The sequence below is a fragment of the Streptomyces sp. CC0208 genome, from assembly GCF_003443735.1.
In the GTDB taxonomy this organism is placed as follows: Bacteria; Actinomycetota; Actinomycetes; order Streptomycetales; family Streptomycetaceae; genus Streptomyces; species Streptomyces sviceus.
In genome coordinates this window covers 5064413-5079827 of the sequence record NZ_CP031969.1, presented here as the reverse complement: position 1 = coordinate 5079827, position 15415 = coordinate 5064413, and the positions used below count along the sequence as shown (strand labels likewise).

The window sequence follows — 15415 nt, the reverse complement described above, 5'->3', positions numbered from 1 at the left end:
GACCTTCCCTCCTCCAGCGCTCGCCCATACTCTGACGCCCCGTCAGATAATGCGCCAGAGCCAGGAACCAGGCAGGAATCAGGGAGGCCGCCGGTATGTCACTTCTCTCCGGGAAGACCGTCGTCGTGTCGGGAGTCGGGGCCGGGCTGGGTCACCAGGTCGCGGCGGCCGTCGTACGGGACGGCGGGAACGCCGTGCTGGGGGCGCGGACCGAGGCGAACCTCGCCAAGAGCGCCGCCGAGATCGATCCGGACGGGGCGCACACCGCGTACCGCTCGACGGACATCACCGACGAGCGACAGTGCGCGGCGCTCGCGGAGTTGGCGCTGGAGCGGTTCGGGCGGCTGGACGCGGTGGTGCAGGTGGCCGCGTGGGACAGCTACTTCGGCGGGCTGGAGGACGCGGACTTCGCGACCTGGCAGTCGGTCATCGACGTGAACCTGCTGGGATCGCTGCGGATGACCCGGGCGTGCCTGGCGGGAATGAGGGCGGCCGGTGGAGGGTCGGTCGTGTTCGTCGGGACGCAGTCGGCCGTGGCCGCCCCCTCGCAGGTGCGCCAGGCCGCGTACGCCGCCTCGAAGGGGGCGCTGACCAGCGCGATGTACTCGCTGGCGCGGGAGCTCGGGCCGGACCGGATCCGGGTCAACACCGTGCTGCCGGGCTGGATGTGGGGGCCTCCGGTGCAGGCGTACGTGCAGTTCACGGCTCATACGGAGAAGGTGCCGGAGGCGGAGGTGCTGAAGCGGCTCACCGACCGGATGGCGCTGCCCGAGCTCGCGACGGACGGGGACGTGGCGGACGCGACGGTGTTCCTGGCCTCGGACCGGGCGCGCGCGATCACCGGACAGTCGTTGCTGGTCAACGCCGGGGAGCTGATGCGGTGAGTTCATGTAGATGAACGCAGGACATCATCTCGAATACTTTTACCTCCCCTTGACCCTACACCAGCTTGTCGTGTCCACGCGGTGGCGCCCACGATGAGCGCCGGGCTGATCCCTGGGAGGGCGCATATGAACGGTCTCGACTGGGCCGTGCTCATCGGCTATTTCGGCGTGATGGTCGCGATCGGCGTCTGGTCGCACAAACGCGTGGACGACGTCAGCGACTTCTTCACCGCCGGCGGCAAGATGCCCTGGTGGCTCTCCGGCATCTCGCACCACATGTCGGGCTACAGCGCGGTGATGTTCACCGGGTACGCGGGCATCGCCTACACCTACGGCGTCACCTCCTTCGTCACCTGGTCCTTCCCCATCGCCCTCGGCATCGCGATCGGCTCGAAACTGTTCGCGCCGCGCATCAACCGGCTGCGCTCACGGCTCCATGTGGCTTCCCCGCTGGAGTACTTGAAGAACCGCTACGACCTCAAGACCCAGCAGGCGCTGGCCTGGTCGGGGATGCTGCTGAAGATCGTGGACGTCGGCGCCAAGTGGGCCGCCATCGCGACCCTGTTGTCGGTCTTCACCGGGATCTCGCTCAACCAGGGCATCCTGATCACCGGCGCCATCACGGCCGTCTACTGCACGATCGGCGGTCTGTGGGCCGACGCGCTCACCGAGTTGGGGCAGTTCGTCATCCAACTCCTCGCCGGTGTCGCGATGTTCGTCGCCGTCGTCCTCAAACTCAACGACAAGGGCATCGGCTTCTTCGGCGCCTGGGACGAGCCGGAGCTCCAGGGCCACGGAGAGCCCCTGGTGGGGCCGTACGGAACGGTCTTCCTGCTCGCCTTCCTCTTCATCAAGCTCTTCGAGTACAACGGCGGCATGCTCAACCAGGCCCAGCGCTACATGGCCACGGCCAACGCGCACCAGGCCGAGCGCTCGGCACGGCTGTCGGCGATCCTGTGGCTGGTGTGGCCGGTCGTCCTCTTCTTCCCCATGTGGATGTCGCCGCTGCTTGTCCACTCGCAGAAGCCCGACGGCTCCGACTCCTACGGCCTGATGACCGAACAGCTCCTGCCGCACGGCCTGTTGGGCCTGGTCATCGTCGGCTTCTTCTCGCACACCATGGCCATGTGCTCCTCCGACGCCAACGCGATCGCGGCCGTCTTCACCCGGGACTGCGCACCGGTGGTGTGGCGCAGGGCGCGCAGCTGGAACCAGGGGCAGGGTCTCAGGGTCGCCCGCATCACGACCGTCGTCTTCCTCGGCCTGTCGATGGCGGCGGCGACCCAGGTCAACTCCCCCGCGTTCAAGGACATCATCACCGTCGTGATCAAGTGGGTGGCCGGACTCATGGGCCCGATGGCCATCCCGATGATGCTCGGCCTGCTCCGCCCGTTCCGCCGCTCAGGACCGACCGCCGCGCTCACCAGCTGGTCGATGGGTCTGCTCGCCTTCTGGCTGGTCAACTACCCGATCAACTGGAACGTCGACGGCGGGGTCCCGCTCCAGTACCAGGTCTCGATCCCGCTGGCCGTCTCCCTGGTCCTCTACATCCTCATCGGCTTCATCAAGCCCGAGGACACCCCGGAACGCCTCGCGATCATCGAGAAGATCAACACCGACGGGGACGGAGAGGGGGCGGCGGCCGTCGCGATCCCCACCCCGGCGGGTGGTGTGGAGGACGTGATCGGTACGGGGGTGAAGGACCAGCCGCGGAGCTAGGCCCTCGGATAGCGGACCAGCCACCCCGGCGACGCACCCCCGGGCCCGTGCAGCGCGGGTCCCTGGGTCATCTCCATCGCGAAGTCGTCGGCGAGTTCCAGCAGGGTGGGACGGCCCTCCAGCTCGGCCAGCCAGGCCGGCGGGAGGGCCGTCTCGCCGTGCAGGGCGCCCAGCAGACCACCGGTGAGGGCACCGGCCGCGGCGGAGGGGCCGTCGTGGTTCACGGCGAGACACAGACCGTGCCGTACGTCCTCCCCGACCAGCGCGCAGTACACGGCGGCCGACAGCAGCCCGTCCGCCGAACCGTCGGCGGCGAGCTCCTCCACCCGCGCCGGCGTGGGCATCCCCTGCCGTACGGCACCCAGCGCGTGCTGGAGCGCGTCCGACACCGGCTCGTGCCCGGGCCGCGCCGCCAGCAGCGCGAGCGCCCGCTGCACCGCCCCGTCCAGACTGTCGCCGAGGGCCAGGGCGTGCACGATCACGGCGTACGCGCCCGCCGACAGATAGGCGACGGGATGCCCGTGGGTCTGCGCGGCACACTCCACGGCCAGCTGTACGACGAGCTGCGGCTCCCATCCGACGAGCAGCCCGAAGGGCGCGGAACGGGCCGTGGCCTCGGGCCCGAGCTCGTTCGGGTTCTTGGGCGACTCCAGCGTCCCCATGGTGTCGTCGCCGAACCCGATGAGCAGGGACCGGGCCGGGTCGCGGCGGGCGTACAGCCACTCCTCCCGGGCCAGCCAGCCGTCCTCCTTGCGCCGCTCGTCGGGTCCCCAGTCCCGCTGGGTGGCGAACCAGCGCAGGTACGCCCGGTGCAGATCGGTGGGCGGATGCCAGGCGCCGGTGTCGCGGCGCACCTGGGCGCGTATGAGCCCGTCCACGGTGAACAGGCTGAGCTGGGTGAGATGGGTGACGGCGCCGCGCCGGCCGTACCCGAACGCGAGGTCCACGAGCCCCTCGGCGCCGTACGCCTCCCGGATCTCGTCCAGTCCGAGTCCGTCGACCGGCGCACCCAGCGCGTCACCCACGGCCACCCCGAGGAGCGTGCCGCGTACCCGGCTCCGGAAGTCCTGCTGCTCGGCACGCCCCCAGACGACGGCCCCGGCTGTCGCACCCACCAAGACCTCCCGTGGCGACCGTCCGTATGTACGACGCTCAGCACTGTAATCGACGGGGGGTGCGGGGTTCAGGGGGCGTGTGGGTATGCGCCTCTTTTACCGAAAGGCGGAGACGCTGCCGACCGCCCGCGACCCCTGTCCTCAGCTGCTCCCCGGCCACAGGGCCTGGATCGCGTCCCTCGCCTCGCTCACCGCCGTGAGGCAGGTCGCGGTGCGGGAGGACCGGTCCGTCCCAGGGGCGGTGCGGAGCTCGGTGAGGATGCCGGCCAGCCGGGCCAGGTCGTCCCAGTCCGGGTCGAGGGCGAGGAGTTCGGACAGGCCTCGGTCCGCCGCCGGGCCGTCGGCCAGTGCGCAGCCCAGGAAGCAGTGGGCCCGGGCCCGTGTCACGGGCTCCATGCCGGGGTCCTGATCGATCAGTCGGGCGAGGTCGCGCCAGAGGGGTTCGGCTGCCTCGGGGCCTTCGGAGCGGTGGACCGTCATGGCCAGCTGGAAGGCGCCGTCGACCGGGTCCCTCTCGCGCAGGCGCTCGGCGAGAGCGCGCGCCCCGGCCCACTCGCCGTGCTGCCGGTGGAGTTCCGCGCGCAGGTCGTCCAGCTCAGCCGCAGGAGCCGCCGCCAACCGCTCTTCCGCCTCCTCCCACCGCCCGCACCACAGCAGCAGCCGCACGGCCTCGGCGCGCTCCCGCGTCGTCCCGGGGTCCAGCTCGACGCAGCGGTCCAGGTCGGCCAGGGCCTGTGCGGTGCGGCCGATCGCCAGACACACCCGGGCGCGTTCGCCGTAGGCCCAGGCGAACTCCGGATCGGCGGTCACGGCGCGGTCCAGGTAGTGGAGGGCTTCCTCGTAGGAGTTCCGGGTCTGGACGATCGCCGCCAGGCCGGCCAGGGCGATCTTGTAGTCCGGGTCCCGTGACAGGACGCGGTGGAAGCTCGCCTCCGCCTCGGCGAACCGGTGCGCGCCCTGTTGCGCCAGGCCCAGTTCGCACTCGATCCAGTCGACGCCCGGCTCCGCCTCCACGGCCCGCCGCAGGTCGGCCAGCGCTCCTTCCTCGTCGTCCAGTCGGCGCCGCGCCCGGGACCGCATCACCAGTGCCCAGGCGTAGTCGGGGATCAGCCGGACGGCTCCGTCGAAGGCGGCCGACGCCTCGTCGTACCGGCCGAGTTCGTACAGGGCCTGGCCGCGGCTCGCCAGTGCCGACGCGTAGCCCGGCTCCAGGGACACGGCGCGCCCCAGCTCCGTCACCGCCTCCTCGTACCGCCCCGCGATCCGGTACGCGTCCCCGCGCTCCGACGCGATCCAGGCCAGGTCGGGTGCCAGCTCGTACGCCCGGTCCAGGTCGGCGAACGCCTTGTCCACGTCACCCCGCGCGCGATGCAGCCGGGCCCTGCGCACCAGCGCCCACAGGTACTCCGGATCGATGCTCAGCGCACGGTTGAAGTCGGCGAGCGACTCGTCGAGCATGCCCAGGCCGTGCCGGCACACCGCCCGCCCGGCCAGGGCGACGTCGTCGGTCGGGTCGAGGGCGACGGCACGGGTGTAGTCGACGACGGCTTGCTCGAGGTGGGACGCGAGGCGGTGGGTCTCGGCCCGCTCCGCGATGATCCACCCGTTGTCGGGGGCCAGTTCGACGGCCCGGTCGAGGGCGGTCAGTGCCGCCGGGTAGTCCTCCAGGAGCTGGTGGGTGAGGCCCCGGCCGTAGTGGGCCAGCGGCTGCAGCGGGTCCAGCTCGACCGCGCGGTCGTACTCCTCCAGGGCCTGCCCGTACTCCTGGCGCCTGCGCAGTTCCCGGCCGCGCAGCACGTGCGCCTCCGCCCGGCCGGCCGGGTCGAGACCGGGGCGGGCCAGGAGCAGGTCCGCCGCCGCGGTCGTCCCGCTCTCCTCGTCCGCGAGCGCGGCACCCAACGACCGTCCCCACTCGCGCAGTACGGCGTGGTCCGCCGCGTCGCCCGCCTCCTCCAGCATCCGCGCCCAGCGGCGGGCGACGACCTCGTCCTGGCGGCAGGCCATGACGAAGCCGCGCAGGGCCTCGGCGAGCGCCGCGGGCGGGCGGGCGCAGAGCAGGTGGTAGACCTCCTCCAGGCGCAGTTCGCACCACTCCTCGTCGGACCACAGCTCCGTGACGCTCCGGCCGCATTCGGCGTCCTCGCGCCACTCGGCGAACGCCTCCGCGAGCCGCCGGTGCCGACTCGTCCACTCGGTGCGGGACCGGCGCCGTTCCATCCGGAGCATCTGGGCGCGTACGACGTCGTGGTACTGGAGACGTTCGCCGCGCTGGGTGACGAACGGCAGTCCGGTCAACCACGCGTACTGGGAGTCCAGTTCGTCCTCCGTGGCGGCGATGAGCACCCGGAAGACGTCCGCGTCCAGCCGTCTGGGCAGCGCGCAGGCCCGGGCGACCTTCCGCAGGGGCTCCGGTTCCGGCTTCAGGAAGCGTTGCACCGCGGTCGTGCTCGGGTCGAGCACGTCGTCCGGGCCGTCGGGGCGTCGGGCCGCGAGGGTCGACACGAGGACGGGAAGGCCGCCCGTCAGGCGCAGCACCTCCTCGACGACCGGTTCGGCCACGACGCCCCGCGCGGCGAGCAGGCGGCGCGCCTCGGCCTCGGTGAAGGGGGCGAGCGGCAGCTCCGCCACCGTGTCCAGGCCGCCCCAGTGGGCGGTGTCCAGGGGGCGCTGGCCCGCGGTGACCACGACGACGGCGGCGGGCAGCCGGCCGTGCTCACGCGGCTTGGTCAGGACGTCGTACAGCCACGGGTCGAGGAAGGGGCCGGTGCGCTCGTAGGTGTCGAAGAACAGGACGATCCACGGTACGGCGGAGGCGGCGGCCCGCAGTTCGGCGAGCAGCACCGGGGTGAGGGCCCGCTCCGGGCTGAGCACCAGGTCGACGTCGTCGAGGTTGCGGAAGCGGGCGCCGAGGCCGGCCCGCAGCCGGTCGGCCCCCTGGGCGAGCCGGTCGGCGGGAAGGGCGCGGGTGACGAGTCCGACGCCGGGCAGGGCTGTTTCCAGGGCACCCAGGCCGAGGTCCACGGCGATCCTGCTTCCGGCCGACGCCGTCTGGGGCGCGGACTCCGGGGCGAGGGCGGCGAGGGCGGCCTCCGCCTCGCGCCGCCGGTCCCGCCAGGTGGCGAGGCGCCGTTCCAGATCCTTCAACCTCCGTCCCTGGTCGGCGAATTCGCGGCACAGCGTCTCCATGGCCTCCGGGACGCTGCCGATGCCGTCGTCGACGTAGGCCGTGAGCGCTCCGCGTTCGCGGGCGAGCTGCGCCAACTCCTGGACCAGGGAGGTCTTTCCGATGCCCGCGCTGCCGTGGACGTGGAAGCGGAAGCGGTGCCGGGGGTCTCCGGGCGGGATGTCGAAGTTGCGGAGGAAGGCGGTCCGTTCGGCCTCGCGGCCCACGAAACCGGCCCGGGTGCGGCGCTGGATCAGCTCCTGCGCCGAGGGCTCCGCCTGCGTCATGCGTTCGTCCCCTCGTAGCGGCCCGTCCGCCTCTCATTCTGGCGCAACCGATCTGGATCACGCCGCCCCGCACAGGGAAGATGGCCCCCATGGCATCGACACCCCCACGCACCACACGCAGCGCACTCCACCTCTCCGCCACTCTCCTCACCGCGAGCGTCGCGCTGTACATAGCGCTCGTCGCGTTCGGGAACATCACGGACTTCGGGACGAACCAGGCGTTCGTGCAGCATGTTCTCGCCATGGATACGACGTTCAAGGACGACGATCTGATGTGGAGAGCCATCACCAGCAAGGGACTTCAGAACACGGCGTACGTCGCGATCATCGTCTGGGAGACACTCGCGGCGCTCGTACTGATCTACGGCACCTGGCTGTGGGTGCGCCGGGACGACCAGGCGGCCCGGCGGTTCTCCACCTACGGTCTGCTCATGCTCATGCTGCTGTTCGGCGCCGGGTTCATCGCGATCGGCGGGGAGTGGTTCTCCATGTGGCAGTCGGACACCTGGAACGGCCTGGACGCGGCGCTGCGGGTGTTCGTGCTGAGCGGGGTCGTCCTGCTGGTGGTCAACCTGCCCGACCGTAGCGCTAGTTGACGACGACGACCTTCGTCCCCGTCTCGCCGAACGTCCACAGGGCCGACCCGTCCGCCGCCTTCATGCGGATGCCGCCGGTCCGGGTGCCGTTCGCGGGCGGGGGCGAGGAGCCGTCCACCGCGTTGGAGAAGGCGACGTTCACGCCGTCCACGGCGGTGAAGTACACGATGTGCTCGATCCGCACGCCGTCGGATCCGGTCGTCGGGTCTCCCCGGCGCAGCGAGACGGCGTAGGTACCGGGGGCGGGGTCGACCGCCCCCGGCCAGACGGCGAAGGTCCGCCGGGCCGCCTCGCTCGCGTCGATGAGCCACACCCGCTTCTCTCCGAGCGAGTAGACGATCCGGCGGCCGGTGCCGGAGCCGTCCGGGACCGCGGTCGCCGACGGCTCGGGTTGCGCGGACGCGCGCGGAGAGGCCGACACGCTGGGCCTGGCGGTGGCGGCCGCGGTCGGCTTGGTTCCCTTGTCGGCCTGTACGGCCAGGGCGACGACGGCGGCGATCGCCCCCACGGTCAGACCCGTCACCCAGACCTTCGGGGCTGGCACGGCACGCATCTCCTCGGCTAAGGATCCCCGTCGAACGGGGGTCGGATCATCGTACCGGCCCCCGTCTCGACGCCTGTCCCCCCAGCCGCCCCCCAGCCGAGGGCCCGGCTCTCAGTCCAGCACCGGCAGCAGCTCCGGCAGATGCCCGTCGGAGACCCGCGCCGCCTTCTGCCGCTCCTGCGGCACCTCGCCGTACAGCGTGGTGCGCGGGCGGGCTGGACGGCCCGCCGCCTCCGCCACCGCGATCAGGTCCTTCACCGACTTGTAGGAGCCGTACGACGATCCCGCCATCCGCGAGATCGTCTCCTCCATGAGGGTGCCGCCGAGGTCGTTCGCGCCGGAGCGGAGCATCTCGGCCGCGCCCTCGGTGCCGAGCTTGACCCAGCTGGTCTGGATGTTCGGGATGTACGGGTGCAGGAGCAGCCTGGCCATCGCCGTGACCGCCCGGTTGTCCCGCATGGACGGGCCGGGGCGGGCGATGCCGGCCAGGTACACCGGGGCGTTGGTGTGGATGAAGGGGAGCGTCACGAACTCCGTGAAGCCGCCGGTGCGTTGCTGGATGCCCGCCAGGGTACGCAGGTGGCCCAGCCAGTGGCGGGGCTGGTCGACATGGCCGTACATCATCGTCGAGGAGGACCGGAGGCCGACCTCGTGCGCCGTCTCGATCACCTCGATCCAGGTCGCCGTCGGCAGCTTGCCCTTGGTCAGCACCCAGCGGACCTCGTCGTCGAGGATCTCGGCGGCCGTGCCGGGTATGGAGTCGAGGCCGGCCTCCTTGGCCGCGGTCAGCCACTCCCGGATCGAAAGACCGGTCCTGGTCGCGCCGTTGACGACCTCCATCGGCGAGAAGGCGTGCACATGCATGCCGGGGACCCGCTCCTTCACCGCCTTGGCGATGTCGAAGTACGCCGTGCCGGGCAGGTCCGGGTGGATCCCGCCCTGCATGCAGACCTCCACCGCGCCGACCTCCCAGGCCTGTTGGGCGCGGTCGGCCACCTGGTCCAGGGAGAGCGTGTAGGCGTCGGCGTCGGTGCGCCGCTGGGCGAAGGCGCAGAAACGGCAGCCGGTGTAGCAGACGTTGGTGAAGTTGATGTTCCGGGTGACGATGTACGTGACGTCGTCGCCGGCCACCGACTTGCGGACGTCGTCGGCGATCCGGGTGAGCGCGTCCAGGGCAGGCCCGTCGGCGTGCAGCAGCGCGAGGGCCTCGTCGTCGGTCAGCTTCGTGGGGTCGTCGGCGGCTGTCCGCAGCGCCTCGCGTACGTCCGTGTCGATGCGCTCGGGCACCATGCCGGGGGCGGCCGCCTCACGCAGGGCGCCCCAGTCGCCGTAGACCTCGTCGAAGTCGTCGCGGCGGTCGGACGTACGGCCCTCGGTGTCGATGGAGGCGTGCAGATCCGTACGCCCGGAGGCCACGAACACCTCCTCCGGCTCCTGCCACGGCAGCCCCTTCGGGAGGGCGTCGGGGCGCGCGAGGCCCGTCTCCGGGTCGGCCAGCGCCGCCACGTGCGGGCGCAGCCTCGGGTCCAGCCAGGGCTCGCCGCGCTGGACGAACTCGGGGTACACGCACAGACGTTCCCGCAGCTCGAAGCCGGCCGCGGCGGACCGCTCGGTCAGCTCCTCGATCTGGGGCCACGGACGCTCGGGGTTGACGTGGTCGATGGTGAGCGGGCTGACCCCGCCCCAGTCGTCGATGCCCGCCCCGATCAGGCGCTCGTACTCGCTGTCGACGAGGTTCGGCGGGGCCTGGATGTTGGCGGCCGGGCCCATGATGAGGCGGGCGACGGCGACCGCGGCGACCAGCTCGTCGAGTTCCGCGTCCGGCATGCCGCGCATCGCGGTGTCCGGCTTGGCGCGGAAGTTCTGGATGATCAGCTCCTGGACGCTGTGGTACGACCGCGCCGTGCGCCGGAGCGCGAAGAGCGACTCGGCGCGCTCCTCGTACGTCTCGCCGATCCCGATGAGGATGCCGCTCGTGAACGGCACCGACGAACGCCCGGCGTCCTCCAGGACCCGCAGCCGTACGGCGGGCTCCTTGTCCGGGGAGCCGTGGTGCGGGCCACCGGGCTCGGACCACAGGCGGGTCGCGGTCGTCTCCAGCATCATGCCCATGCTCGGCGCGACCGGCTTCAGCCGCTGGAAGTCGGTCCAGGACAGCACGCCCGGGTTGAGGTGCGGGAGGAGTCCCGTCTCCTCCAGGATCCGGATGGAGATGGCCCGGACGTAGGCGATGGTGTCGTCGTAGCCGTGCGCGTCCAGCCACTCCCTGGCCTCCGGCCAGCGGTCCTCGGGCTTGTCGCCGAGGGTGATCAGGGCTTCCTTGCAGCCCAGCGCGGCGCCCTTGCGGGCCACGTCCAGGACCTCGTCGGGGGACATGAACATGCCGTGCCCGGCGCGGCGGAGCTTGCCGGGGACGGTGACGAAGGTGCAGTAGTGGCACTTGTCCCGGCACAGCCGGGTCAGCGGGATGAAGACGCTCTTCGAGTACGTGATGACACCGGGGCGGCCCGCCTGTGCGAGGCCCGCGTCCCTGACCCGGGCGGCGGACGCGGTGAGGTCGTCCAGGGCCGGGCCGCGGGCCTGGAGCAGCACCGCGGCCTCGGAGACGTCGAGGGCGACGCCGTCCCGGGCACGTTTGAGAGCGCGACGCAGGGAGTTCTCGGTGGGGCCGGTACCGCCGGGGCGGTCGGTGGGGCCGGTTCCGGAGGTCGCGGAGGTCGTCATCCTTCGAGCATACGAGCGGGGTGATCAGGGCGAGGGCTCTGCCCCGAGGTGGGTGACGTCACACATCACCCATGCCGTCCTGGACATAACGGTCATACTCGTCGAGCGCCTTCAGCACCTCGCCCTCCCCGGCCGGCGGCAACTGCACCACGACCTCCTCGATGCCGAGCTCGGCGTAGTGCGCGAGTTTGCCGGGGTTCGGGAAGACGGCGTACGGCACCACCTGCAGCGCCGCCGGGTCGCGGCCCGCGTCGGCCCAGGCGGTGCGCAGCACGGGCAGGGACTCGCTCAGGCCGCGTCCGCCGATGGGCAGCCAGCCGTCGGCGTACTCGCAGATGTGGGAGAACAGCTTGGGCCCGGCGGCGCCGCCCACCAGGGTCCGCTTCTGGACGGGCTTGGGGAAGGCGTGACTGGCCCTGACACTCCCGAACTCCCCGTCGTAGGCGGTCGGTTCGTCCGCCCAGAGGGCGTGCATGAGCGCCATCCGGTCCCGGACGAGCTCACGCCGGGTCCGCCACTCGACGCCGTGGTCGGCGGCTTCCTCGACGTTCCACCCGAAGCCGAGCCCGAGCGTGAAGCGGCCGCCGGAGAGGTGGTCGAGGGTGGCGATCTGCTTGGCCAGGTCGATCGGGTCGTGCTGGGCGACGAGCGTGATGCCGGTGCCGAGACCGAGCCGATCGGTGACGGCGGCGGCCTGGCCGAGCGCGACGAAGGGGTCGAGGGTACGGCCGTACTCGCGCGGCAGTTCGCCGCCCGCCGGGTAGGGGGTGACCCGCTCGACGGGGATGTGGGTGTGCTCGGGCAGATACAGCCCGGCGAAGCCCCGCGCCTCCAGCTCACGGGCGAGCCGGGTCGGGGTGATGGTCTCGTCGGTGAGGAAGATCGTCACGGAAATACGCATGACTGCATCTGTACCGGGCGGGGGCGGGGATGTCCATACCGACTGGTCGGCATCAGTGCGGGGAGGGGGGCCGCTGCCGTGTGTCGGTGATCTGTCGGGACTGTCGGTCAGGTGTCGGCGGCTTGTCGACGGGGCCCCGGAACCTTTCTGGAGACGGCCGGTGACCCACCGACCGCCCCACACGCCCGCCCCTCAAGGAGTCACCATGACCACCACCCACGTCACGATCATCGGCGCCGGACTCGGCGGCCTCACGCTCGCCCGCGTCCTGCACGTCCACGGCATCCCTTCCACCGTCTACGAGGCGGAGTCCTCTCCGACGGCGCGTTCCCAGGGCGGGATGCTCGACATACACGAGTACAACGGGCAGTTGGCCCTCCAGGCGGCCGGCCTGATGGACGAGTTCCGCGGCCTGATCCTGGCGGGCCGCGAGGCGACGCGGCTGGTCGACCGGGACGGGACGGTCCTGTTCGACCACCCCGACGACGGCACCGGCGGCCGCCCCGAGGTGCAGCGCGGCGAGCTGCGGCGGGTCCTGCTGGACTCGCTGCCGCCCGGCACGGTCCGCTGGGACCACAAGGTCAGCGGCACCCGTGCGCTCGGCGAGGGCCGCCACGAGGTGACCTTCGCCGACGGCACCTCGGTCGTCACCGATCTGCTGGTCGGCGCGGACGGCGCGTGGTCACGGGTACGGCCGCTGCTCTCCGCCGCGACCCCCGAGTACACCGGCATGTCCTGCGTCGAGGTGTACCTGCACGACTCCGACACCCGGCACCCGGCCAGCGCGAAGGTGGTCGGCGGCGGGGCGCTGTTCGTGCTCGCACCGGGCAAGGGCTTCGTGACGCACCGGGAGCGGGGCGGCAACCTGCACACGTACGTGATGCTCAGGCAGCCGCAGGACTGGTTCGCGGACATCGACTTCACCGACTCGGCCGCGGCCATCGCCCGGATCGCGCGGGAGTTCGACGGCTGGGCACCGGAACTCACCGCGCTGATCACCGACGCCGACACCGCCCCGGTGCTGCGTCACCTCTCCGCCCTGCCCGTGGAGCACCGGTGGGAGCGGGTACCGGGAGTGACGCTGATCGGCGACGCCGCCCACGTCGCCGCCCCGAACGGCGAGGGCGCCAACCTCGCCATGTTCGACGGCGCGGAGCTCGCCCAGGCCCTCGCGGCCCACCCCGACGACATCGAGACCGCGCTCACCGAGTACGAACGCGCCATGTTCCCCCGCAGCGCCGAAACGGCCGACGAGGGCACGGAGCTCTACGCCATCATGTTCGGCGACGACACACCACACGCCCTGATCAGCGAGTTCACGGCGGAGAGGCAGGACGGCTGAGCGTTGAGCAGCTCGGCGAGGGCGGGTACGGCGTGTTCGATCGCTTCGCGGTTGTCCGGGCTCCGATCGGCCAGGGCGCGATGCAGGTGAGGCGGCGAGGCGGACGGTGCGGCTTCGGCGAGCGTCCGGAGGTGTCCGATCGGGGCTTCGGGGAGATCAGGGAGGACGCAAGGTCGGCAGTGCGCCGGGTACGCAGGAGGGCCCGGCGCAGCGGGCCGACGAGGCGGCCGAACAATGAAGTAGCCGGCCGCACGGCACCGGCAAGCACCGTCCAAGGAGGTCACCCATGACAGACCACGGCACCACCGGCAACGGTGCCTTCCGGACCACCGTCGAGCAGCCCGTCCCCCCGCAGGACCTGTCCAAGATCGTCGGCCACCGCTTCATCTACACCTACGCCAACGGCTGGCAGTACGAGATGTACGTGAAGAACGACCACACGATCGACTACCGGATCCACTCCGGGATGGTCGGCGGCCGCTGGGTCAAGGACCAGCGGGTCGACCTCGTCCAGTTGGACGACGACAACTTCAAGGTCTCCTGGAACGAGCCCACCGGCACTTCCGTCGCGGTCGACGTCATGCCCGGCAAGCGGCGACTGCACGGTGTGATCTTCTTCCCGCACTGGGTCGAGGAGCACGGGGAGCGCACCGTCTGCTTCCAGAACGACCACCTGGACGACATGCGCCGCTACCGCGACCAAGGGCCCACCTACCCGATCTACGTCGTCCCCGAGTTCGCGAAGATCACCTTCTTCGAGTACGTCGGCACCGACGACGACTCCGTCATCTCCGTCGCCCCCGGCGACCTCCCGGCCGGCTGGTCCGACCGCACCAACTGAAACCGGCGGGGCGCCTGGACCTTGTCAAGGGTGGCCTTGGGGATCTTCGCGAAGGCGTCGTTGGTCGGCGCGAACACGGTGACGATATGTACAGCTTGTTTCACCGAGGACCTCCACCGTCGGGACATGTCCAGACGTAATCCGTTCCCGCGGGCCCCACGGATTGGTCGTGCAGCCCGCCGGCTGTGGCCGGCGGGCTGCACGCGGGCTGTGCGGTCACTTGTGGTGGCAGTCCCAGTGGCCCTTCACCCAGTAGTAGTGCCAGTGTCCGTGGACGTAGACCCAGGTGTAGTGGCGGTCGTAGTCCCAGTAGCCCTTGTGCCACGAGCCGTGCTTGTCATAGTGGCCCTTGTGCCAGGTCTTGGTGTACTGGACCTTCTTCTCCCAGTGACCCTTGACCCACTTCTTCTCCCAGTGGCCCTTGACCCACTCGCACCGGTCGTGGTGATCCCCGACCAGCGCCGTGGGCGCGGTCGTGGGCGCCGGCGCGGCCACGGCCGTGCCGGAGAGGCCCAGGGCGGCGCCGCCGGCCAGCAGCCCGGTGGCGGTTGCACCGGCCACCAGTCGGCGGACTCGCATGGATACAGCCATGAAGGCTCACCTCATCCTTCGAAGTCGATTGCTTGGGCACAAGGGGTTCGAGGCACGCAGGCCCGCGTATGACTTACCGGCCGGAGAAAAAAACTTCGTCCGGGCAGCGGGGCGTGCGACGTCACCAGGAGTCATCCACGGCCGGAGCGGCATCGAATCCCTGGCGAAGCCGCGTCACTGCCCATCGCTCAAGGGGCCGGTCATGACCACCATCACTACGCCACTCATCGCTACGCCACCCGTCCACAGCACCGACACCGGACACCGTGTCGCGCTGGCCCGCAGCCGTCACGCTCCTGAGGTCGCCCGAAGGATCACCGCGCGGTGGCTGGCCGCACGCGGCGTGTCTCCCGGCTCGGCGCCCGACGTACTGCTCATCGTCTCGGAGCTGGTCACCAACACCCTGCGTCACACCAGCGGCACCTGCACTCTCACGCTCACCGCGCACGCCACCACGGTCGGCATCACCGTCACCGACACCAGCACCCAGCTCCCGAGGATGCGGTCGGACCCGGCGGCGAACGAAGACGGCGGGCGTGGCCTGGCGCTGCTGTACGGCATGGGAGCCCGGCTCACCGTCACCCCGACACTCCGGGGCAAGGCGGTGGAGGCCACTTACGACCTCGGCGGTGAAGCACCCCATGGCCTCGTGGAGTGAGCCTGCCGAGCCGGATGAGGCTCCTGGGCTGCGGGCTCCTGCCGTGGGGC

12 protein-coding genes and 1 pseudogene are annotated in these 15415 nt (G+C 71.2%); 6 read left to right on the top strand and 7 right to left on the bottom strand.

Annotation, left to right across the window (positions count from 1 at the left end; genetic code table 11):
* Positions 1 to 95: 95 nt before the first annotated feature.
* Positions 96 to 884: an SDR family oxidoreductase gene (locus D1369_RS23400; protein ID WP_007382722.1), complete on the top strand. Its 789-nt coding sequence runs from the start codon at positions 96 to 98 to the stop codon at positions 882 to 884.
* A gap of 126 nt (positions 885 to 1010) precedes the next feature.
* Positions 1011 to 2603 carry a sodium:solute symporter family protein gene (locus D1369_RS23395; RefSeq protein ID WP_007382723.1) on the top strand — a complete coding sequence of 531 codons (1593 nt, stop codon included), beginning with the start codon at positions 1011 to 1013 and terminating at the stop codon, positions 2601 to 2603.
* Here the strand turns inward: D1369_RS23395 and D1369_RS23390 are convergent.
* Positions 2600 to 3718 (bottom strand): ADP-ribosylglycohydrolase family protein, encoded by a 1119-nt coding sequence (locus tag D1369_RS23390; protein ID WP_118082593.1) that lies wholly within the window; start codon positions 3716 to 3718, stop codon positions 2600 to 2602. The genes D1369_RS23395 and D1369_RS23390 overlap by 4 nt on opposite strands.
* A 141-nt stretch (positions 3719 to 3859) precedes the next feature.
* The gene (locus D1369_RS23385; protein WP_037900471.1) at positions 3860 to 7168 is read right to left on the bottom strand and encodes an ATP-binding protein; all 3309 of its coding nucleotides are present in this window, start codon (positions 7166 to 7168) and stop codon (positions 3860 to 3862) included.
* Between the two features lie 89 nt (positions 7169 to 7257).
* On the opposite strand from D1369_RS23385, the gene D1369_RS23380 reads away from it, so the two are divergent.
* Positions 7258 to 7764 (top strand): DUF2165 domain-containing protein, encoded by a 507-nt coding sequence (locus D1369_RS23380; protein WP_007382727.1) that lies wholly within the window; start codon positions 7258 to 7260, stop codon positions 7762 to 7764.
* Here the strand turns inward: D1369_RS23380 and D1369_RS23375 are convergent.
* The 3 genes from D1369_RS23375 to D1369_RS23365 all read right to left on the bottom strand — a co-directional run bounded on the left by D1369_RS23375 (position 7757) and on the right by D1369_RS23365 (position 11933).
* The gene (locus D1369_RS23375; RefSeq protein WP_007382728.1) at positions 7757 to 8317 is read right to left on the bottom strand and encodes a L,D-transpeptidase; all 561 of its coding nucleotides are present in this window, start codon (positions 8315 to 8317) and stop codon (positions 7757 to 7759) included. The genes D1369_RS23380 and D1369_RS23375 overlap by 8 nt on opposite strands.
* Positions 8318 to 8419: 102 nt before the next feature.
* Positions 8420 to 11032 carry a bifunctional FO biosynthesis protein CofGH gene (locus D1369_RS23370; RefSeq protein ID WP_007382729.1) on the bottom strand — a complete coding sequence of 871 codons (2613 nt, stop codon included), beginning with the start codon at positions 11030 to 11032 and terminating at the stop codon, positions 8420 to 8422.
* A gap of 58 nt (positions 11033 to 11090) precedes the next feature.
* Entirely contained in the window at positions 11091 to 11933 is an 843-nt protein-coding gene (locus D1369_RS23365; protein WP_007382730.1) for an LLM class F420-dependent oxidoreductase, read from the bottom strand.
* A 205-nt stretch (positions 11934 to 12138) separates the two neighbouring features.
* On the opposite strand from D1369_RS23365, the gene D1369_RS23360 reads away from it, so the two are divergent.
* Together D1369_RS23360 and D1369_RS23355 are read left to right on the top strand one after the other, a co-directional pair.
* Positions 12139 to 13275: an NAD(P)/FAD-dependent oxidoreductase gene (locus tag D1369_RS23360; RefSeq protein WP_007382731.1), complete on the top strand. Its 1137-nt coding sequence runs from the start codon at positions 12139 to 12141 to the stop codon at positions 13273 to 13275.
* Between the two features lie 286 nt (positions 13276 to 13561).
* Positions 13562 to 14116, top strand: a complete 555-nt coding sequence (locus tag D1369_RS23355; protein WP_007382732.1) for a phenolic acid decarboxylase — start codon at positions 13562 to 13564, stop codon at positions 14114 to 14116.
* A gap of 5 nt (positions 14117 to 14121) precedes the next feature.
* On the opposite strand, the pseudogene D1369_RS23350 reads toward D1369_RS23355, so the two are convergent.
* Together D1369_RS23350 and D1369_RS23345 are read right to left on the bottom strand one after the other, a co-directional pair.
* Positions 14122 to 14199: pseudogene (locus D1369_RS23350) on the bottom strand (fasciclin domain-containing protein); the annotation flags it as partial.
* Between the two features lie 133 nt (positions 14200 to 14332).
* On the bottom strand, positions 14333 to 14707 hold the full coding sequence (locus D1369_RS23345) for a hypothetical protein (protein ID WP_037900474.1): 375 nt from the start codon (positions 14705 to 14707) through the stop codon (positions 14333 to 14335).
* A gap of 202 nt (positions 14708 to 14909) precedes the next feature.
* Here D1369_RS23345 and D1369_RS23340 point away from each other — a divergent pair, with 202 nt between their 5' ends.
* Positions 14910 to 15365: an ATP-binding protein gene (locus tag D1369_RS23340; RefSeq protein ID WP_007382734.1), complete on the top strand. Its 456-nt coding sequence runs from the start codon at positions 14910 to 14912 to the stop codon at positions 15363 to 15365.
* Positions 15366 to 15415 lie beyond the last annotated feature (50 nt).